Genomic DNA, 22,741 nt, shown 5'->3' on the forward strand with positions numbered 1-22,741 from the left:
CCAATTATCTCATTGAATCAGAGATGAAATAATGGAAAGCATTAAATTGTTTTTGATATTTTTCTTGATCCAATTTATACAAGATTGCCTTTTTTGTGGTAGAATTCTCATTTTTCTCGCCTGTGTCCATTAACAGGTTGGTTGAAAGAATTTTACGGCTAAAATTTCTTCTATCTACTGGTGAATCATAAATTGCTTCGTAGAGCTTTTGGAGTTGCGGAATTGTGAATTTTTCGGGCAATAATTCAAATCCGATCGGGTGTAATGCGGCTTTGTATCGTAACTCTTCCAAGGCTAAATCAACCATTTCATTATGGTCAAAAATTAGTTCTGGTCTATTTTTAAGGTCAATCCAATACGCATTTTGCGCTTTGGCTGAATCTTGGTCGTGGGCATGAATATTGATAAGCGCAAAAAAACAAACAGATAATGTTCGTTCCACGGGGTCACGATTTACTTTGCCAAAGGTTTTTATCTCTTCAAAATAGATGTCTTTTAATCCGGTCAAATCGTACAAAATACGATTGGCGGCTACTTCAAGGTCTTCGTTTGTTTCCAAAAAACCTCCCATCAACGACCATTTACCCAATTCTGGCTCAAAATTTCTTTTTATCAATAACAATTTCAAAGACTCTCTATCAAATCCAAAAACTATACAATCGAGTGCTACCAGAATTCGTGTCGAATGAGCGTATTTTTCCATAAAAAAGCAATTATTTTTTTGATATTCAGAAGAAAATAATGATTTTGTTTTTGATAAAGTTTACGCAATTATAGTGGGATATTATAATTGTGTAAACTTGACACAATATTACTTTATTTATTTGAAAATGTCAAATTATTCAACTAAAATTAATATTATTGAAAAATGCCTAATCGAAAATAACCTTATTTTTCCAAAACCTTAATCCGGTAAACGATAAATGATTTTGCGGGAAGGTTTAAACTTACCATTTTCTTTTTCACGTCAACCGCAATGTCTTTCTCAATCGGGCTAACTTTCGTGGCATTTTCAAATGAATTTACTTCATTCAAATTGTCATTTTGCATGATAAAAGCCTTCGCAATGGCTTCCATTTTCTTCACGCCAGCCAATGATAATTCATGGTTTTGTGCTTGCCCAGAAACGTTAACAATCTTCACAATTACCTCATTGGCGTTTTTGTCCCAAGCCGCCGCAGCGTACAAACTGTCTTTTCCTGCAATGGTTGAACCACTTTCTGTAATGGGAAGTACGTGCGTTCCTTTGTTGTTGCTGTACAATTTTTGAACGTAATAATTTGGCGTTCCGTAACTACGAAGATTATCTACCCAAATCAAATCGGGTGTCCATTGCCAGCCGTCTGCGTGAGCAAAAAGTGGAGCATACGAAGCCATGGTGACTACGGCGGCATTGCGTTCTAAACCCGTCATAAAAGCGGCTTCAGATAAGGCACAGTTCCAACTGTTTTTATTATCAACACTTACGGTATGGTCACTTTGAGCAGCATATTCACCCGCAAAAACTTTTGAACCATTACGGTCATAGGAATCATAGCGACCGGCATTTTTCAAGAACCAATCAGGTTTATTGTAATAATGTTCGTCAATGATATCGGCATTCATAGCACGTAATTCAGTATTCAAATGTTGAAAAATACGACTTTCGGGGTCAATTCCAGAACTATTTACTAATTTGATAGTTGGGTATTTGTCTTTGATTGCTTTGGTAAATATTTTCAAACGTTCTACATATTGTGGTCCCCAGTTTTCGTTTCCGATACCCATCATTTTTAAATTAAATGGAGTTGGATGACCCATATCGGCACGAATTTTACCCCATTTGGTGGAAACATCACCATTGGCAAATTCAATTAAATCAAGGGCATCTTCAACGTAGGGTTGTATTTGGTCTAAGGGTACAACTTCCGCAGAATTGAATTGACAAGCCATTCCGCAATTTAAGATTGGCAGTGGAGCAGCACCAATATCATCACATAATTGAAAATATTCAAAGAAACCTAAACCAAATGTTTGGAAATAATCGGGAGCTGGGCGATGCGTAAACTCAATATTCCAACGGTTCATGATTAATTGACGTTCTTCGATTGGTCCTAATGTTTTTTTCCATTGATAACGATTGTTTAGGTCAAAACCTTCGACAATACAACCACCTGGGAAACGGACAAATCCAGGTTTCATATCGGCTAATAATTGAATCATATCAGCCCGCATTCCACCTTTACGACCTTTCCAAGTGTCGGAAGGGAACAATGAAATCATATCCAAATCAACAACGCCTGTTCCTTCAAACCAAACACGGAATGTACCTTTTGCTTCCGAAGCCAAAGCATTAAAACTTGACTCCAATTTAGTCCATTCATTACTATTTGGCGTAATAAGGGTGCTTCCAATCACTTCTTTTTTAGCGTTTAATAGTTCGATGTGCATTTTTACCGAACCCGTAATTACTCTTGCTAAAACTGAAAAATCATACCGTAAACCGCTTTTAAATCCCATTGCTTTGAAGCCTTCATTTGAAAGCCCAAGTTCTCCTTTTTTGGTATTATTAACCGTAACGGTAATGTAGCGTGGGTTTGCCGTATTTTTATCCATTCTGTTCTGCACTAAAATTTCACCTTCGTGTCTTAATTTCACGAGGATTTCTTTTTTTGCTTCGGCAGGATATTCAATATTCCAACCCATTAAAGGCTTAAAAAACTCAAACGAGCGGTTTTTAATTAATTCGGCATAAATTCCACCATCGGCCCCCATATTGATGTCTTCAAAAAATACACCCCACATGGTTGGCTGAATTTCTGAGACTTTATTAGGAACATCAACGATTATTTTTTTTTGGGCGAAAGTATTCATCCCCAAAAGACAAAGAGCAACAAGATAAATTTTTTTCATTTTAATATTTAACAGGTTGGAAGCCTGTGTTACTTTATTCTGCTTGAAAAGTTAGAAACCTATCCTACTTTTTCAAATTCAAAACAACTACCGAATAAGCGGGAAGTGTTAATTTTAACACCCCTTTTTCTAATTTTGCTCCTTTGAAATCTTGAATAGCAATTTTATTTGGGTTCTCGAAAGAGTTGAAATCATTGATTTTTGGCGAAGATAAAATTGTGCCTGATAATTTAGAAAAGTCCTCCCCTCTCAAATTAATTGACACTTCTTGTGGTTTTGAATAATCAATATTTGTCAAAGAAATATTCAAACTTCCCGAAGCATCTTTTGAAGCAGAAGCCGAAACTGCAGTCAATTTTTTGCCTTTATATTCATACGACGCCGATTCAATCGTAATTGGAACCAGCGTTGCATCTTGGTGAACATTGTACATTTTCATGACGTGATACGTTGGCGTAAGCAACATTTTCTCCTCATTTGTCAGGATAACCGCCTGCAAAACATTGACGATTTGAGCTAAATTTGCTCCTTTTACTCTATCAGCATGATTGTTGAAAATATTGAGGGTTGCACCCGCTATCATGGCATCACGCATGGTATTTTGTTGGTACAATGCTCCTTTGCCTTCGGCATCGGTTTCATACCAGCCCCCCCACTCATCAACAATCAAATCTATTTTTTTGGTTGGGTCATATTTATCCATTATTGTACTGTGACGAGTTATGAAATCTTCCATTTTTAGGGCTTCTTCCATCGTTTTAAAATATTGTGCTTCCGTAAAGCCCACGGATGGTCCTTTTGTATCTTTCCAACTCAATACTGAATAATGGTGCAATGCCAATGCCGACATCATATTGTGAGGAATATTTTTCATTAAAGTTTCAGTCCATGCAAAATCATCACTACTTGCTCCAGAGGCTACTTTGTATAATTTAGATTCTGGCGTTATATCTTTCATAAATGTTGCGTATTGGCGATAAATATTTGCGTAATATTCAGCAGTCATGTTGCCACCGCAACCCCATGCTTCATTACCTACTCCCCAAATTTTCACATTCCAAGGCTTTAACTTGCCATTTTGTTTACGCAAATCAGACATTGGGCTTCCATCTGGTTGGTTCACATAACTAACCCAATCGCTCAAATCTTTTACCGTTCCGCTACCCACGTTTCCAGCTAAATATGGTTCTGCGCCGATGCGTTCGCAAAGGTCGAGAAAATCGTGAGTACCAAAGCTATTATCTTCTGTTACTCCACCCCACCAAACGTTCACCATTTTTGGGCGGTTAGCTTTTGGTCCAATACCATCTTTCCATTGATAGGCATCGGCAAAACACCCACCAGGCCATCGTAAATTTGGTACCTTCAAATCTTTTAATGCTTCAACTACATCATTTCGAACGCCTCTGATATTTGGAATTTTTGTGTTATTTTCGCCCACGTACATTCCACCGTAAATACATCTACCCAAATGTTCGGCGAAATGACCATAAATGTGCTTATTGATTTTGGTTTTTGCCAAATCGGTATTTAGCGTAATCTTGTTTTGAGCGGAAACCATTGCCGTCAAAAGCGTTAATAAAATAAGGGTTAAATTTGTCTTTTTCAATGAATTACGGTTTTGTTGTTAATCTAATTTGATGGATTCGAGGTGAATAAACACCACTGTTTGCACTGATTTTTAGTACAAGATTGTTACTTAATTGTTCTGTTTCTGGAATTTTCAATTTAATGATTTTATGCTCGGTTGATATAATTTCTAACGATTTTTCATTGCCTAAAAATGTTAAATTTTCTGCCTTAAAATTATCTAAAACTGTGATTTGTATATACTTTCCTTCAAGATTTTTATTACTGAATTGGTAAGAAATAAAGGATTTTGTATTTCGCCAAAAAACTCCTTCTTCATAACCTGAATTACTTTTTTCTCCTTTGTAATTATGGTCAACTTCGGGTTGTTGTTCTCCACAATTAATTTTATCCACCGTATTGGCTTCTAAGGCTAACATTTGGGTTTCTTGTGTTTTTAGTTTTTCCGCATTTCTCTGAAATTCTAACGAATTGAAAGTTTGAAAATACATTTGATATCGAGCGTCGTGCAATTCAAAAAATGGCATTAATTGTAGATTTTTGAAATCAGGATTTTGAACCAAATCATTCATTGAAAATCTAAATTTTCGATTTTTGAGAGGTTTGATTTTTCCTAAAAATTCTTTCTTCTCATCTACCAAAGCAATCGCAGATTCCAAGGAATATAATTTTCCTTTGGCTTCGTGACCCATTCTGCTATCATCGGCAAAAAGTCCGTCTAAATTAGTTGAATCCGTTTTTGCGGCTAATACAATTGGTCCGTGCATAATTGCCGCCCAATTTGAGCTGTCTGGTAGATATTCCAAATGGGTTTTCATGGGTAATTCTACCAAAATTTCATCCCCATTTTTCCAATTTCTATTGATTAAAATATACTCCCCAGATTTTGTGGTAAATGCTTGATTTTTACCATTTACCCAAATATTCACGTCATTCGCCCACTTCGGAAAACGAATACCAATATTGAATTGATTAGGCTTTGAAATATTCAAAATCAATTCCGAACGATTGCTGTAGGGAAATTGCGTTTTTTGCGTGAGTTTTATGTCTCGCTCTGCCCAGTTGAGTACCGAAGGAATAAACAAATTGACGAATAAGTCTTGCTGATTATGGCTATAAATTAACTCGCCATATTTGGTATGATTTTCTAAACCCGAACCTACGCAACACCACATACTGGTTTCGGGCTGAGAATATACCCGATAATGCCTTGGACGAATGGGCGTAAAATACACAAAACCACCGTGTTGCGGATGCTGGCTGGAAAGGATGTGATTGTAAAGCGTTTTTTCGTAAAAATCGAGATATTGCAAATCGTTTTTATCAAAAAATAAGGCTTTACTCAACCGAAGCATATTGTAAGAATTGCACGTTTCTGGGCCTTGATTGGATTCTAACATTTTAGAAAAATCGTTGGTTGGATTAAAGTGTTCCCGTACACTATTTCCACCAAAAGCAACGCTACGTTTTTGCGTTAAATTATTCCAAAAATAAACCGCTGCATCCGACCAATCTTTATTTCCGTTCAACTGAGCGATTTTTTCAAATCCAATCACTTTTGGAATTTGCGTGTTGGCATGTAAACCTGTGAGTTTATCCTGTTGCTGAATTAACGGATTTAAAATGGCTCGATGCGATAATTTTTCAGCCATTACTAAGTATTTTTTATCCTTAGTAATTTCGTATAAATCCGCAAAAACCTCATTCATTCCACCGTGTTCTGTCCGAAGCATCGTTTGAATTTGCTCCTCAGAAAGCGGTTTTATTAAGTCCGAAAACCAATTGCCTAAACCAATTAAAACCAGCAAAGCCTGTTTATTATTGGTAAATTGATAAGCATCTCGCAAGCCTGCAAAAAGTTTATGAATATTGTAAAGAGGAACCCAAGTATTGTTTAATCCGAAACTACTGCCGTCAATATCACCTTTGTGGATACGTTCCCAAAATACTTTTCCTTGAGGAATTCCACCTACGTAACCAGTACCATTTTTAGCTTGACAACGAGCCAATTCTGAAACCATATAATCCAAACGGCTCTTTAATTCGACATTTTTCGTGGAAGCGTACATCATCGCCAAAGCCGACAAATAATGTCCGCCAATGTGTCCATCCAAACCCGCACTTTCCCAGTTTCCGTATCTTTCTGCTTTCAATGGTAAACCCGCATCAATCAAATACGGGGCTAATAATTTATCGGTATTTAAGTCCAAAATATACTTCAAATCAACGTCTTGAGCATTTTTAAAAACTCCTTCCGTCAATCTAACCGATTGCAAAGTGAACGATTGAATTTGTGCAGAAGCAGTAAAACTACTCGCACAAATGAAGAGAAAATGAAGGCTGTATTTTAATGATTTTTTCACTGTTTCTTAGTTTTCTTATAATTTCAATCCCGCAGAGGTCATTACAATTTTCTGAACTTTGCCATTTTTATCATATATTACTTCATCCACGCAAACTGATCGGTGAAAACTTGCCTCATTGGGCTATAATACTCTGTTGTGATAATCGAAATAGGTTTTGCCCTTAAAATCTTACAATTGCATGGTGATTAGTATTGCAATTCTCTGCGTTTTCATATATTAATCTTTCAAATTTCCAAGGGCCAATAATGCTTTTACGGGTTATATAGACCGTTTTTTAGGGAAAATCAATTGAATAACTTAAATAGTAAACGTATAAAATAATTGATAAAAACACCAGATAATTAATGGTGTTAAATTGACACATTCTTTTTGTTTCGATGAAATTAATATTTTTTATTTGAAAAATGATACTATTTGAAAAATAAATATTTTCGATTGCGTAATTGCCTATAAGAGCAGCAGTATCGCTGTTCCTATATAACTATTTCAAATTGTTGAATTGTCTATCTAATCTGTATTCAGTTTTCAAACAATCATGTTTAGATTTATAAGAGAATACCCGACAATTCGTCGCAACTGGAAAAATTGTAGGGTCTTCCCTTTTTCCACCTATTCAATTAATTATAAAAGACGAATAAATCATTTCTAAAAATATGTGAACTATATAAATTTTTAAATAATTATGTAACATACTTCCCTCAATTAACCTCATCTTTACTTAATGTTAATCAATAATTAATCAACAAACGAGTAAATAGTATTTCAAACTATTTATTTAAAAATCCATTTTTATTCATTTAATTGATAGCTATCTGATTAAAAATCAAGCTATTAATCAAATTGTAGAAAGGACTATTCATTTGCTAACTACGTATGAACAAAGGAATCAATAAATTCCCTAAAAAAAATGCAGAAGATTTGTATAATGCTTTTCTGCAAGCCCCAGTGGCAATCTGTATCTTCCGAGGAAAAGATTGTATCATTGATTTTGCCAATGATTTTTATCTAAAACTGATTGGTAGACATGCCGATATAATAGGCACGCCATTGTTTGAATCTTTTCCCGAACTAATTAATCAAGGTTTGAAAGAACTAATTGAAGGGGTAATAAAAAGCGGGAATACGTTTTATATTCATGAACATGAAATGCGAATTTCCAGAAATACTATTGATGAAATTCGTTTTTTTAACTGTACTTATCAACCATTTAGAGAGCAAAATGGGCAAATAATGAGTACAATCGTGGTTTTTACGGAAATAACAGAACAGGTTAACTTACGAAACTTGAGTTTAGAAAATCAAAAGAGGCTATCAATTGATTTGGAAGATGCTCAATCAGAATTAGTTTTCCAAAATGAAGAAAAAGGAAAACGAGCCCAAGAATTAGGCATTGCTAATATTGAATTGGCTTTTCAGGATGATGAAAAGGAAAAACGAGCCGTAGAATTGAGCATTGCTAATATTGAATTGGCTTTCCAAAATGATGAAAAGGAAAAACGAGCCCAAGAATTAGGCATTGCCAATATTGAATTGGCTTTCCAAAATGGTGAGAAAGAAAAGCGAGCAGCAGAATTGCTAATTGCTAATTATTCAAGAATCTTAATTGAAGCCAGCCTCGACCCTTTGGTAACGATAAATAATGAAGGAAAAATCACGGATATGAATGAGGCACTCACGCTTATGACAGGCAAAACCCGTGAAGAACTCGTGGATACTAATTTTAAAAATTATTTTACCGACCCTGAAAAGGCTCATCAGGTGTATTTGGAGGTATTTGCAAAAGGTTTTGTCAAAGATTACCCCCTCACGTTGAAAGACTACAAACTCACCGATGTGCTTTTTAATGGGTCTGTTTATAACGATGAGAACGGAAATGTGAAGGGCGTTGTGATCGTTGCACGGGATGTGACTGACCAAAAAAGAATCAGGAAAGAACTCATTGAAGCAAAAATATTTGCCGAAGAAGCCCAAGGAAAAGCTGAAATTGCCACTGAATTAGCCGTGAATGCAGTGAAAGCAAAACAACAATTTCTGTCGAATATGAGTCACGAAATCCGTACACCTATGAATGCGATTATAGGTTTTACGAAGGTAGTTTTGAAAATGGATTTAACCGAGAAGCAAAAAGAATACCTGTCGGCAATAAAAATTAGTGGCGATGCCCTCATTGTATTAATCAACGATATTTTGGATTTGGCAAAAGTGGATGCGGGCAAAATGAGCTTTGAGTCAACACCCTTTAAATTGGGTGTATCTATCTCCGCCATGTTGCATATATTTGAAACCAAAATTCAAGAAAAAAACTTAGCATTGATCACGGAATATGACACTAAAATTCCAGTAGTTTTAGCAGGCGACCCCGTGCGTTTACACCAAATAATTATGAATTTGGTGAGCAACGCCGTCAAGTTTACTTCTAATGGAAGCATTACCGTAAAAGTTGTTTTATTGGAAGAAAACGATAAAAAAGTAACGATTGAATTCGCCGTAAAGGATACGGGTATTGGCATATCGAATGATAAAATGGAGCGAATTTTCGAGAATTTTCAGCAAGCAACCAGTGGTACTTCAAGACTTTATGGTGGTACAGGTTTGGGGCTTGCCATTGTGAAACAGCTCGTAGAGCATCAAAATGGCCATATTAGCGTACAAAGTACCGTTGGGGAAGGCTCTACTTTTAGCTTTATTTTAGATTTTCAGAAAACAGAAGCGGTTGCCGAGCAAGTGGTGGAAATCATAGAATTGGACACAGAAATCAAAAATATTAAAGTGTTGGTGGTAGAAGATATGCCTCTCAATCAACTATTAATGAAGACACTTTTGGATGATTTTGGCTTTGAACGGGACATTGCCGCTAATGGAAAATTGGCCATTGAACGAATGAAAACGAAGACTTACGATATTGTTTTGATGGATTTACAAATGCCCGAAATGAACGGTTTTGAAGCAACAGAATATATCCGAAATGTCTTAAAATCTGACATTCCAATCGTTGCGCTAACGGCAGATGTAACTACGATAGATGTAGCAAAATGTAAAGCTGTGGGCATGAATGACTATATAGCAAAACCCTTTGATGATAGATTGTTGTACAGTAAGATCATTGGTTTAGTCAAAAAGAAGGTACCCCAGAAAATGATAGAAATCGAAAAAGTACGCTACACCGACCTCAGTTATTTGATTCAAAGAACCAAGTCTGACCCCGCTTTAATGATGGAAATGATTACGTTATATTTGGAACAAACTCCACCCCTGATTTTGACAATGAGAAAAAGTTTGCAGCAAAAAGATTGGGCCATGTTGGGAAATGCTGTGCATAAAATGATTCCTTCGTTTTCGATTGTCGGATTTAATCCTGATTTTGAAGTAATCGCAAAACAAATTCAAGAATATGCTAAATCTCAACAATTAGCCTATAAAATCAATGATTTAGTTACCGAACTTGAAAATGCTTGCCGACAGGCTTGCGTGGAATTGAAAGAAGAATTAGTGAGAATTAAAACCTCTAAAAATGAAGAGAAGAACACTTAAACCTTGATTATTAGTTATTTATAAAAAAATCCATATCGGGCAGTTTCTTGCGCCAATGGGCGGAAGAAACTGCACTTAAGGTTAAGGCTGTAAAAGACCGAAAAGCAGTGGGTTATTGACACACGTATGCAGCATAGAAATACTTTTTATAAGTGAACTTTAGAAAACTCTTAAATTAAATTTTCAAATTAATAGTTCAACGTAATTCCCGCACCAAACCCCATATCACTGTCATAATGCGTTGAAATGCCAAAATTTCGACTCACAATATATTTGAAACCTGCCATGTATTCTTTATCGGTATTCACCATCCAATTCATTCGCAATCGCTTTGAAATAGGGATATCTTTTCGCTCTAATTGAAAACGTATATTCCCATCCGTGAATACTTCGGCTTGTGCCATAATTAACATAGGTAAGGTATAATTTACTCCAATACTAAATACGGCTCGTTTGTCTTTGGTGTTGGTTTGTCCAAAAATATTTTTCTCCTGTTCGTCAATGCCTAATTTACGATAACGCCAATCAAAGCCAATGAAGGGCATTAACCATTGCATTTTACCAATATATCGTCCAATGTGCGTTTCAGTTTCGTAACCGTGACTGTCGTGATAACCTAAACGCCATTCCGTTCCGATGCTCCACCGGGTATTAGAAATCATTAATTCGCCATCGTTTCCATTTGTTTCCGTAGCATTTTCAGCCATGATATGGAATTGTCTATCATCGGTAAATAATTTGCGTTGTGCCAATTTGGGATTGGGTATTTCTGGATTAGCAGGAGAATTTTCGTAAGAAAAAACCCTTCCCATTCCCGCCATCATGTGGTAAAGAATATGACAATGAAAAAACCAATCTCCGCTTTCAGTAGCGGCAAACTCTAAGGTGTCGGTTTCCATGGGCATAATATCAATGATATTTTTCATCGGAGAATAATCTCCCTGGCCGTTCAATACCCTAAAATCATGTCCGTGTAGGTGCATGGGATGCCGCATCATTGAACCATTGTGAATTATCATTCGCACATTTTCACCTTTCTTTATCAAGATTTTATCACTTTCAGAAACTACTTTATTGTCGATACTCCAAATGTAACGGTTCATATTGCCCGACAACTCAAACTTTAATTCTTTGTAAGGAGCATTGGGCAATTTTGTTTTTGAAGGGGCTTTCAAAAGGGAATAATTCAAGGTAACAATGTCTGACATTTCATTACTGTTGTATTGAGATTCATCCATTTTCATATCTTTCATGTCGTGTCCCTTCATATCATCCATTTTCATACCCTTCATGTCGTATCCCTTCATCTCATCCATTTTCATACCCTTCATGTCGTGTCCCCTCATATCATCCATTTTCATATCCTTCATGTTGTGACTTATATCATCCATTTTCATATCTTTCATGGACATCGTATCTTTTTCAGCATTTGATTTTTCTGATATTTCTCCCGTGATTTCTGGATACATGACGGTATTCATATCCATTTGATTTAGGCTCATACTCATGCCCATATCGTCCAAATCTCCGTTCATTTTCATCATACCATTCATCATCTTCATGCCCTCAAAATATTTGAGTTTGGGCATGAGTTTGGCTTTCACTTTATCCCCCGAACCCAAAAATATAGAAGCTGACTTGGTACGGTCTTCGGAGGTAACTAAGAATTCAAAAGCCTTTTTATTGGCTGGAATCGTAACAATTACATCATACGTTTCGGATACTGCCACAATTAATCTATCCACTTCAACGGGTTCAACATCGTTTCCATCACTTGCCACAACGGTAATTTTACCCCCTGCATAATTTAACCAAAAATAGGTTGATGCACCTCCATTTGAAATTCTTAACCGAACTTTATCCCCTGCCTTAAATTGCGAAAATTGGCTTTCATTCTTTCCATTAATCAGAAATTTTTCGTAGTAAACATCACTCACATCCATGGCATTCATCCGTTTCCATTCATTTTTGACTTTGGTCTTAAAATAACCCTGTTTAATGGCTTCCAAATAACTTTGGGTTGTCCCTTTCTGAATGGCAAACCAATCGGTAGCATTGTGTAACATTCGGTGGACATTCTTGGGGTTTAAGTCAGTCCATTCACTCAAAATTATAGGAATGGTTGGAATTTTTGGCTCGTCTTGTTTATTTAAAATCATTGAGCCATACATTCCAATTTGCTCCTGTAAACCTGTATGACTATGATACCAATGTGTTCCGTGTTGAATAATTTTGAAGCGGTACAAATGGGTGGTATGCGGTTTAATGGGCATTTGTGTAAGATTAGGAACTCCATCGTATTGATTGGGTAACATCAGTCCATGCCAGTGCAAAGACGTTTCTTCATTCAGCTCATTATGCACGTAAATCTCAGCCGTATCACCTTCCGTAAAAGTGAGCGTTGGCATTGGAATTTGTCCGTTTACGGCAATGGCTCGCTTTGCTTTTTTGCCTAAAATTACGGTCGTGTCTCTTACGTATAAATCGTATCGCACAATTTTGGGCGTGTATTCAACTATTTGATTATCAGGGATTTTTTTCTTTTTTGGAACTTCTTTTACCTCTGGCATAGACATCTGAGGATGCTCGTGTTGGGCAAAAGTTTCACTACTTAATAATAAGAGGTGTAAACCTAAAAGGATGGTGTTTTTCATAATGTTATCGCTTTTTTTACGACTTGTATTTCTTTAGTTTTTGGTGAATTATAAGCGGTAAAAGTAAATGCGACGATGATGGATAATGTGGTTATATTTTTCACAATTTTTGCGATACGTCGCTACGTTTGGTTAAAGTATATTCCTAAATTTTTAAACTTTTCAATCTCAAAGCATTTACAATTACCGATACTGAACTAAAACTCATGGCTAAGGCGGCGATCATTGGAGAAAGTAAAATGCCAAAGAATGGATATAAAACTCCTGCGGCAATTGGAACGCCCAATGCGTTATACACAAAGGCAAAGAATAGATTTTGTTTAATATTTCTCATTACTGCATGGCTCAAATTTTTGGCTTTTACGATGCCTTGCAAATCTCCTTTTACCAAGGTGATTTTTGCGCTTTCGATCGCCACATCCGTACCCGTTCCCATCGCAATTCCAATGTCGGCTTGTGCCAAAGCAGGAGCATCATTTATGCCATCACCTGCCATGGCCACTATTTTCCCTTCGGCTTGCAATCGTTTAATTTCTTTCAATTTATCTTCCGGTAAACACCCCGCTTTGTACGAACTTAAATGTAATTCATTTGCCACCGCTTTTGCCGTATTTTCGTTATCGCCCGTCAGCATGATTACTTCAATACCTTGTTGCATCAATTCTTGAATCGCATCTTTACTGGTTGCTTTGATGGCATCCGTAATTGAGACAAAACCCGTGACCGTTCCACTGACAGAAATGTAAGAAACCGTTTTGCCTAATTTCTGTTCGTCAATTATTTTTTGTTCAATATCTGCTCTGATTATTGCCCCTACTTGCTCCATGAGCTTTTTATTTCCCAAAGCTACTTTATCATTAGCCACCGTTCCGATAACTCCTTTGCCTGAAACAGCCTCAAAATCTCTAACTTCTACGAGTGAAACATTTTTGGTTTTAGCATATTTTACAACCGCTTCTGCTAATGGATGTTCACTGTATTGATTCAGCGAGGCAATATTTTGTAAGATTTTCACCTCATCATTTTCACTTGAATATACTTTTTCAACGGTGGGTTTTCCTTCGGTAATGGTGCCGGTTTTATCCGTAATTAAGACATTTATTTTGTTCAAATTTTCTAAGGCTTCGGCATTTTTTATCAACACGCCCGACGTTGCTCCCTTGCCAACACCCACCATGATGGACATGGGCGTTGCCAATCCCAAAGCACATGGACAAGCAATTATCAAGACCGCAATGGCATTGATAAAACCATATACTAAGGCGGGTTCTGGTCCAAATTTTGCCCAAGCCAAAAAGATAATTACTGAAATAATAACCACAATTGGCACAAAATATTTAGCGATATTATCGGCTAATTTCTGGATGGGTGCTTTTGAACGACTGGCATTATTAACCATTTGAACAATTTGAGAAAGTAAGGTTTCTGCCCCTACTTTCTCAGCGATCATTACAAAAGATTTATTGCCACTTATCGTTCCTGAACTTACGTCATCGCCTATTATTTTATCCACTGGAATTGGCTCACCCGTAATCATGGATTCGTCAATTGTGCCTTCACCCTCAGAAATTTTACCATCCACGGGAATTTTATCGCCTGGTTTTACCCGTAGCAAATCGCCTTTTTTAATGTCGTGAATGGAAATAACACTATCGTTTCCGTCCTTAACTAATGTGGCTTCGGTGGGAGCTAATTTTAGTAATTCTCTGATGGCTCCGCTGGTTTGGCTATGGGCTTTTGCTTCTAATAATTGACCTAATAAAACCAAAGTCAATATAACGGCAGTCGCTTCAAAATACAGTGAAACCGAGCCATCCATGCTTTTAAACTCATTGGGGAATAGATTTGGGAACAGCATTCCCACAATGCTGAACAAAAATGCTACGCCCGTACCAATGCCTACGAGCGTAAACATATTGAGGTTCCAAGTGATAATTGATTTCCAAGCGCTCACAAAAAACATCCAACAAGCATAAAAAACTACGGGCAAGGTCAAAATAAACTGAACATAATTCCATTTTTGCATATCCATCATTTTTATCAATGGATTATTGGGAATCATGGAAATCATTGCAATCAAAAAAACGGGAACCGTGAATAGAATAGCAACTTTCATTTTCTTCCACAAATCGTCATACACTTTGCTTTCTTCGCTAACGGTCGGCATCATCGGAACTAAATTCATCCCACAAATCGGACAAGTCCCAGGGGTATCTCTTATGATTTCGGGGTGCATTGGGCACGTATATTGAGCTTTTTGTGCGATAACTTGTTCTTGAACTAAGTGCATTCCACAAACAGGACAATCGCCCGCTTTATCATACATTTTTTCTCCTTCACAGTGCATCGGACAATAGTATTTCCCCGTACCATTTGCCGTTGATGTTACTACCTCGCCTGATTTCATCCCATGGTGAGCATTCATTTTTGAGCCGAGAGCATCTTCAATAATATAGTTTCCTGCCTTAGAAAGTGCCATTTGCAACTTATCGGTAGTAATATGTTGTTGCATCCTAATGGTTGCGATTGGTGGATTCAGCGTTACTACGACGGATAATCCTTCCATTTGATTGAGTGTTTTTTCTACCGTTGCTCGGCATCCATCGCAGGTCATTCCCTTTACATTATACGAGTGTGTCATGGCTTTACTATTTTACAAAAAACGACATAATCACTTGGTTTGCGTACCAAAAATTATGTCGTTTTCATATTGTTTAGAATTTATAGCTTAGTTTTTATGACGCAAAGTTCTAATTATTAAACCTCTAAAGTATTACATAATTTTGAGTAAATCTTATAAAATTATTGGTTTATACATTTACTTCAACGTCTCCGTAACCTTCCCACAAGTAAGCATTGCTTTTCCGTAATATGGATTTTTCACCGTAGCGTTATCACTCAACCAAAACGCCTTTTTCATTGGGCAGTATTGTTGATAAACTGGACTTGCATTTGCTTTTAAGCCCTTTACCAAAGCAAAAATATTATTCGATAAATCGTTAAAGTGGTCTCTTTGGTGCTTTATATCCTTCGTCTCGTTGATATGTTGGGCATCAAATTTGATTTTTTCAGATAACCCCATGAAAAGGGTATGTTCTTGCGGGCTTAATTTTGCCATCGGCAATGCTGAAATTGACTTTAATAATTCACCCGCTTGCAAGTTGGCAGTATTTCCGTCATCGGCAATCAAAGCATTTTTCAACGCATAATAATTGCTTAAACTTTTGGTGATACTTGCCTGTACTTCGGGGTCTAATTTTGGATCTGAACCGTAGCTAATAATTGATGATATTACGAGCATGAACGTTAAAATTGCATTTTTCATTGGATGGAAATTTTATGTTTAATTGATTGATTTATAACTATTTGACTTTTATATGATGACAGTTCTATTTGTTTCCTTACCAAAAGGAATCATCTTGGTAACCGTATGTTGTATCACTTCAATTAATGAAACACAGGCAGCTTCTTGATTGGTAACGTAAGCGGCCACATCATCAATTAATTAACTGTTTTCTATTTCAAGAATATCTAAATATTGGAAAATACAGGGCAGTAATTTTCCAATTAAACCCTAAATATTCGAGCATATTAAGCAATTCTACCCGACTGTATCAAACAAGAAACGATTGTATAAAAACGAGAAGATTTCGTCCTGAAAGTGGCGGAGCTGGACTGTAGAAATGGGGAAGGTGAAACGATGCGACTGCTGATGCCCACGTTGAGTGAAAAGATATATTTGGGGTAATATCAATCCAATCGTGATGCACAAACCCTGGTGCCACATCATGACTAAGAGAAGCATTAGGCGTAATTTTCAGAAAAGTAGTACGTTCTTCGCAACACTTTTTTTTCTTAATTGCGGGCGTATTTGATTGAGTTGTGAGCTTAATTTTGTTTGCACAACATTTGGAAGGCTTAGTAAAAATGAATGTTTGTTTACCTTTTACCCTGCAATATTGTTCAATCATGGAGAAGCCTGTACTCATAAAAAGTACCTGCATTGCCATGAGCAAACAAAATATGCGAGCCAAACGTATTTTCATTATTACTATTTAAACGCAAAAATACTAATAACTTTATATTTAAGCGGTTATATTTTGAATCATTTGTTTTACATAATTTTCGGGTTAAGCCAAATTCATGAAGAATCTGATTAAACGTTTTATTTTGGATGGAACGTTGAAACGGCCTCTCGATAAACCCCACAGTTATAAAAAGATTAAAATGAAATAATACTGAAGGAGTTTATGCAAAAATCTGGAATGAAAAAAAATCAATTCCATTGCCTGCCGCATTTGTAAATCCTGAATATGTAAACTGAACCTTGTCAAGATTTCTTTAACGCATTTATAATTTTGGAATAAAGCAATTTTTCGTCAATTGGTTTAGAAATATAGTCATTCATGCCAACGGCTAAACATTTTTCAAAATCAACGGTAGTAACATCCGCCGTAAGCGCAATAATGGGAATTTGTAAATTCATTTCTTCACGAATATATACCGTAGCGTCAAAACCATTCATTTCGGGCATTTGCAAGTCCATTAAAATAATATCATATTGGTTCTCTTTCAATTTTTCAATGGCCATTTTACCATTTTCAGCAATTTCCAATTCAAATCCAAAATCCATTAATATAATTTTGATTAAAAGTTGATTGAGTGCCACATCTTCCGCAACTAATACTTTTACATTTCGTAATTTTATTTCATCTACAACCTCTGGAATATTCTCGTTTATTATTCCGATTTTTTTAAAAGGTAAGGTGAAACTAAATTTTGTCCCTTTGTTGAGTTCACTTTTTACGTGAATTGTGCCTCCTTGCGCTTCAACTAATTGTTTAACAATGGCAAGCCCCAATCCCGTACCCCCATAGAAATTGGCAGTGTTTTGGTTTGCTTGTTCAAAAATATTAAAAATATCTTCCAGTTTGCCTTCCTCAATGCCGATACCCGTATCGGAAAGTGCAAATTCAAGGATGATATGAGTTTCATCTTCTTCCACTAACGAAATTCTTAACAATATTTTTCCTGCGTCGGTAAACTTTACGGCATTGCTCAACAAATTCAAAATTATTTGTCGCAACCGCACGAAATCACCAACGAGTATTTGTGGAACAGTCTCATCATATTCCGTTATCAATACTAAATTCTTTTCTTTGATTTTTATTTCAAATAATTCCAACATCGTAGCAACAGAATCGTATAAATCGAAGGAATTTTGTTCAAAAGCCATTTTGCCTGAATCTACTTTTGCTAAGTCAAGTATATCGTTGATTAACACAATCAAAGCAGCTCCCGATATTTTAATGGCGTTGATATATTGTTTTTGGGTTTCGTCTAAAGGTGTTTTTAATACTACATTGGTAAATCCGATAATAGCATTCATTGGTGTTCGGATTTCATGACTCATATTCGACAAAAACTGCTGTTTGGCTCTTACAGCATCCTCGGCAACTTGGGTTTTTAGTTCGGCATTGTTTTTTGCTTCAATTAGTCCATTTTTAGTTTTTACTTGTTCCGTAATATCAAAAATTACGTTTATTACCCCGGTAATTTCACCCAATAAATTGTATTCAGGTTGTGGGTATACCATGGCTATTGATTGTGTGCCATCTGCACGTTCAATAACTAATTCAACGCCCTCGATAGCCCGACCTTCTTTCAATGATATTGCCACTGGGCTTTTATCCAAGGGCATTTCTGAACCATCCATGCAAAAAAGTTTATGCGAACCGCACCAATATTCTATCCCGATAACTGGCTCTCGACCCCATAGTTTTGCGGCAGCATCATTGTAAAAATTTAGAAGCCCGTTGGTATTGCAAGAATAAACAGCAGCAGGCAAATTTTTCACCAATTGCTGAAAGTGTTGGTTAGATTTTTTTAAGATATCAATGTTTTTTTTCTCAACCTCCAATTGTACTTCTAAATCTTTCTTTTGGTTTACTTCAAGTTGAATTGCCAACCTTTTCACATCGGTAATATCAGCAATGGTGAGTACAATTAACTCTTCATTCTGGCTTTGTTGAATTATGCGGTGAGCATTGAGCAACATGGTTTTTCCGCCAATTATGGGAAAATTATGTTCAACTTCAAAATCGTGAAAACGAATATTTTTAGGCACGATATCTTCCAATAATTCACGCAAACGAGGAATACTCCATTGATTATTACCCAATTTGAAAAGTGACACGCCCATAATATCATCTTCAATAACGTGAAACATTTTGCAGAATGACTTATTGGCAGATTTAATCCTGATATTTTTATCCAATATCAACATAGGCTCGTGTACGGTAGCGATGATGCCTTCATAGTACGTATAAAGTTCTTCTATTTGTTGTATTCGGGCGTGAAGTTCTTGGTTACTGGTCGTTAATTCTTCATTGGTTGATTCAATCTCTTCTTTAGAAGTTTCTAATTCTTCATTTAGGCTTTGTAGCTCTTCGTTACTCGAAATAATTTCTTCATTGGCACTTTGCAGCTCCTCATTGGCGGCTTCTTGGTCGTGCATGATTGAACCCACATCCGCACGGGCAACGGCCAATTCTTCTTCCAGTTTTTTAATTCTTCGGTCTTTAGCAATCGAATTATTTCTTACTCCCGACGATGGGAATGCTGGCAATTCTAAGATTTGCCCCGTAAACACCACTATCATCAAAGGTTCTTCTCCTTCAACGATAAACGGAGCAACTTCAATAATAACAATTTGCACTACATTATTAACAGCATCTCGATTTATTTCTATGCCTGTTTTTCGAACAATTTGGTTGGTTTTTATGGCATGATGAATGGCATTACGCAGTTCAAAAGTAATTTCAGGATGCGCCATTTTTAAGATATTAAAACTGGCTTTACCCGATGAATTTTGTAGATACGGTGAAGTGATTCCTTTAAACTGGAGAATTTCCAAGTCATAATTGATAATCACACTGGCTGGCACATATTGAGCGAGCAATAATGTATCAAAAGCATTACCAAGATTATTACTGGCGGACACGGGCATTTTTTTGGTTATCGTGATGGCAGGCGTATAGGTTTGCGATAGTCCAACTTGCGAAATACGAGTGGTAATATCGGGATTCCGAAGCGAACCTGAGTTCTTTTTACGGGTATAAAATTTAAACTTTTTATTCAAATCCGTGAAAAGTTGCGTAGAAGTACCAATGGTTTCTGATTTGCCCAGCATTAAATAACCACCATCATTCAAGGCGTAATGAAGCGTATTGATTACTTTTTTCTGGGCAAAATTATCAAGGTAAATTAAAAAATTGCGGCAACTGATAAAATCCATGCGAGAAAAAGGTGGGTCATTCAGCACATTATGTTGGGCAAAAACGCATACATCACGCAACGACTTCGCAATTCGATATTTATCTTTTGATTTGGTAAAAAAATGTTGAAGGCGTTTGGGCGATACGTTTTTAAGCTGATTGATCGAATATTCACCAGTTCGAGCAATACCAATTGCCTCAATGCTCAGGTCGGATGCAAATATTTGAAAAGGAATATTGTTTGCTTTATTTTGTTGAATTTCAAGCAAAGTCATTGCAATTGAATATACTTCCTCGCCCGTTGCACAGGCAGCTACCCAAATCCGTAAGGTATCACCTTGCATTTTACTTTTGAGCAATTGCGGTAAAATAGTCTTTTTTAACAATAAAAATGCCTCAGTATCTCTAAAAAATTCGGTTACATTTATCAGTAAATCTTGATAAAGAATATCTAATTCATCGTTGTTTTGTACAATTAGTTTAGCGTACTGGTCAATTATTTTTAGTTTAAGAATTATCATTCTTCTCAACATTCGCCGTTTGATGGTATTCATTTTGTAATGACTAAAATCAACGTTTTTACGCTTATGCAACAATTGCAAAATAGTAATTAAGTCGGGATTGTTGTTTTCAATGGCATCCTCCGGCGTTGATTTTACCGCAATTCTCCTAATTAAAGGATGTTGACTCATCCAGTTTAATTCGTTTGCAATTCCTTCGGGTGACAGCACAAAATCTACTACTCCTTCATTAATCGCCGAGTGTGGCATACTTTTAAATTTGGCAGAATCATCTTGCGCAAAAGTGAGTCCACCCGCCAATTTAACTTCTCTTAAACCCCTCGTACCATCAGTTGCACTACCCGAAAGCACAATCCCGATTACATTTTCCTTATGGGTTTCGGCTAAGGATGAAAACAACACATCAATAGAAAGATTAGTTGTTCTATTTTTTAGGCGGGGCAATAATTTTATGTGTCCATCAATCACTTCAATTTCTTTATCAGAAGGAATAATATAGAAATTATTGGGTTGTATTTTTTCCATTTCATCAATATCCTGCACTTTCATGGCAGTTACTTTGGATAAAATTGGCGTAAGCATGCTTTTGTGATCAGGGCTGAGGTGTTGCACATAAATAAACGCCATGCCCGTAGTGGGAGAAAGATTTTGTAGCAGTTGAGTGATGGCTTCAAGTCCGCCTGCGGATGCACCGATCGCAACCACCGTAAAAGGATTAATTACTTCAGATGTAGATATTTTACTAAGTTGGTCGTCCGTAGTTTCTTGCTTAACAGTATTCTGTCGAGTAGGCATTTTTTTTTGAGAAATTACCTTTTTAATAGGCTTTGTGGATGGAGTTTTCATTTTTAGCACAAATTGTTTACTGAAGGTAGCGCTAATTAGTGAGCTATTTAGATTTTTAACTTAAAGGTTTAGAAGAATAAGATAATTTCCGTAATTACAGATTGACCTTTTCATAATTGGAATTTATATACTTATGTTGTAGATAACTAATAATAAACGAAAAGATAAGATTCACTTATCGGAAGTAACTAATTATTAAAATTTTCAAATCGTATTATTTACATTAATATCAAGCGTCTTAGAGTGCAATATTCGCTACCCTTTTTGAAGGGATTCAATTTTAACAGAATCTCGTGAGCCTTGTTTGAGACTAATATAAGTTTAAGTGATTAATTATCAGCAAGTTAATTTAAGATTTGGGTGTGATAAATTATGATATTAAATTTCTTTTAGACCGACACTTTTATAAGTATGAATACTTTAAACACATCGGGCATTGCTAAGTTATTTTTCATCAGATATTTATAAAGTCTTTTCCCATGCGTAAAAAGGTTTAGCGTATCTTTTTGAACTTTGTAAACTCTTTTTATCCATGATTTTTTAGTATAAATGGCAACGCCCATCCCGATTAACCATAAGTATGCTAAGGTACAAACAATAATAAGTCGGTTCTATCTTTTAGGCTCAGTCATTTTAGACTTTTGAAGATTAAAACCTTTACTTTTAAAGTCTTTGAAAAGTGTCTCTATTTTGAATATTTTTCTGTAATAACCAATTGCCATTTGCCCTATTTCTTGATTAGTCAAAAGACAAACTGGGTCTTTGAAAGCTCTTTCATGCCAGAGGACGAAATGAGTTTTAACTTGGCTACCTAATTGACCATCAGGTATAAAAAAACAAGCACTATCTCCCACATTTAATTTTTTAGGTTGGAAAACTTCTTGGTCTTGATTAGTTAATAGGGTATCTTTTGCCGTGCTCAAAACGTAAATTGGGTGTCCCCTTCAATTTCATATTTTGGAGTTGATCTTGATAATCAAGGGAGCAAAGAATGTTTCAGCATCAATAAAACCATTGTCAAGCCAGCGTTCATTTTTCTTGATTTGACTCAAAGAATACATCTT

General features: G+C 36.2%; 11 protein-coding genes. 1 reads left to right on the top strand and 10 read right to left on the bottom strand.

Features of this window, described 5'->3' with window-relative positions:
- Positions 1–4: 4 nt before the first annotated feature.
- From AC1W31_RS12965 to AC1W31_RS12980, 4 genes are all read right to left on the bottom strand, one after another.
- Positions 5–703: an NUDIX hydrolase gene (locus AC1W31_RS12965; RefSeq protein ID WP_481734879.1), complete on the bottom strand. Its 699-nt coding sequence runs from the start codon at positions 701–703 to the stop codon at positions 5–7.
- 185 nt (positions 704–888) lie between these two features.
- The gene (locus AC1W31_RS12970; protein ID WP_481734880.1) at positions 889–2,892 is read right to left on the bottom strand and encodes an alpha-L-arabinofuranosidase C-terminal domain-containing protein; all 2,004 of its coding nucleotides are present in this window, start codon (positions 2,890–2,892) and stop codon (positions 889–891) included.
- A gap of 64 nt (positions 2,893–2,956) precedes the next feature.
- Complete coding sequence (locus tag AC1W31_RS12975) at positions 2,957–4,453, bottom strand: alpha-N-arabinofuranosidase (protein WP_481734890.1); 1,497 nt, start codon at positions 4,451–4,453, stop codon at positions 2,957–2,959.
- Between the two features lie 52 nt (positions 4,454–4,505).
- Entirely contained in the window at positions 4,506–6,845 is a 2,340-nt protein-coding gene (locus AC1W31_RS12980; RefSeq protein WP_481734881.1) for a glycoside hydrolase family 127 protein, read from the bottom strand.
- An 876-nt stretch (positions 6,846–7,721) separates the two neighbouring features.
- Between AC1W31_RS12980 and AC1W31_RS12985 the strand changes: the two genes are divergently transcribed.
- Complete coding sequence (locus AC1W31_RS12985) at positions 7,722–10,379, top strand: ATP-binding protein (protein ID WP_481734882.1); 2,658 nt, start codon at positions 7,722–7,724, stop codon at positions 10,377–10,379.
- A gap of 188 nt (positions 10,380–10,567) precedes the next feature.
- On the opposite strand, the gene AC1W31_RS12990 is transcribed toward AC1W31_RS12985, so the two are convergent.
- From AC1W31_RS12990 to AC1W31_RS13015, 6 genes are all read right to left on the bottom strand, one after another.
- Positions 10,568–13,033 (bottom strand): multicopper oxidase domain-containing protein, encoded by a 2,466-nt coding sequence (locus AC1W31_RS12990; RefSeq protein ID WP_481734883.1) that lies wholly within the window; start codon positions 13,031–13,033, stop codon positions 10,568–10,570.
- A gap of 145 nt (positions 13,034–13,178) precedes the next feature.
- Positions 13,179–15,674: a heavy metal translocating P-type ATPase gene (locus AC1W31_RS12995; RefSeq protein ID WP_481734884.1), complete on the bottom strand. Its 2,496-nt coding sequence runs from the start codon at positions 15,672–15,674 to the stop codon at positions 13,179–13,181.
- Positions 15,675–15,851: 177 nt separating this feature from the next.
- A complete protein-coding gene (locus tag AC1W31_RS13000) occupies positions 15,852–16,358 on the bottom strand; it encodes a DUF3347 domain-containing protein (protein ID WP_481734885.1) in 507 nt (168 codons plus the stop codon).
- 289 nt (positions 16,359–16,647) lie between these two features.
- Entirely contained in the window at positions 16,648–17,079 is a 432-nt protein-coding gene (locus tag AC1W31_RS13005; RefSeq protein ID WP_481734886.1) for an HYC_CC_PP family protein, read from the bottom strand.
- A 284-nt stretch (positions 17,080–17,363) separates the two neighbouring features.
- On the bottom strand, positions 17,364–21,677 hold the full coding sequence (locus AC1W31_RS13010; RefSeq protein WP_481734887.1) for a CheR family methyltransferase: 4,314 nt from the start codon (positions 21,675–21,677) through the stop codon (positions 17,364–17,366).
- Between the two features lie 611 nt (positions 21,678–22,288).
- Positions 22,289–22,600 carry a hypothetical protein gene (locus tag AC1W31_RS13015; protein WP_481734888.1) on the bottom strand — a complete coding sequence of 104 codons (312 nt, stop codon included), beginning with the start codon at positions 22,598–22,600 and terminating at the stop codon, positions 22,289–22,291.
- Positions 22,601–22,741: the final 141 nt, after the last annotated feature.

It is taken from the genome of Arcicella sp. (assembly GCF_964672035.1).

What these genes read in the sequence shown, in the direction of transcription:
- AC1W31_RS12965 (WP_481734879.1), bottom strand. Translation starts at nt 703, where the DNA reads ATGGAAAAATACGCTCATTCGACACGAATTCTGGTAGCACTCGATTGT.
- AC1W31_RS12970 (WP_481734880.1), bottom strand. Translation starts at nt 2,892, where the DNA reads ATGAAAAAAATTTATCTTGTTGCTCTTTGTCTTTTGGGGATGAATACT.
- AC1W31_RS12975 (WP_481734890.1), bottom strand. Translation starts at nt 4,453, where the DNA reads ATGGTTTCCGCTCAAAACAAGATTACGCTAAATACCGATTTGGCAAAA.
- AC1W31_RS12985 (WP_481734882.1), top strand. Translation starts at nt 7,722, where the DNA reads ATGAACAAAGGAATCAATAAATTCCCTAAAAAAAATGCAGAAGATTTG.
- AC1W31_RS12990 (WP_481734883.1), bottom strand. Translation starts at nt 13,033, where the DNA reads ATGAAAAACACCATCCTTTTAGGTTTACACCTCTTATTATTAAGTAGT.
- AC1W31_RS12995 (WP_481734884.1), bottom strand. Translation starts at nt 15,674, where the DNA reads ATGACACACTCGTATAATGTAAAGGGAATGACCTGCGATGGATGCCGA.
- AC1W31_RS13000 (WP_481734885.1), bottom strand. Translation starts at nt 16,358, where the DNA reads ATGAAAAATGCAATTTTAACGTTCATGCTCGTAATATCATCAATTATT.
- AC1W31_RS13005 (WP_481734886.1), bottom strand. Translation starts at nt 17,079, where the DNA reads ATGAAAATACGTTTGGCTCGCATATTTTGTTTGCTCATGGCAATGCAG.
- AC1W31_RS13010 (WP_481734887.1), bottom strand. Translation starts at nt 21,677, where the DNA reads ATGAAAACTCCATCCACAAAGCCTATTAAAAAGGTAATTTCTCAAAAA.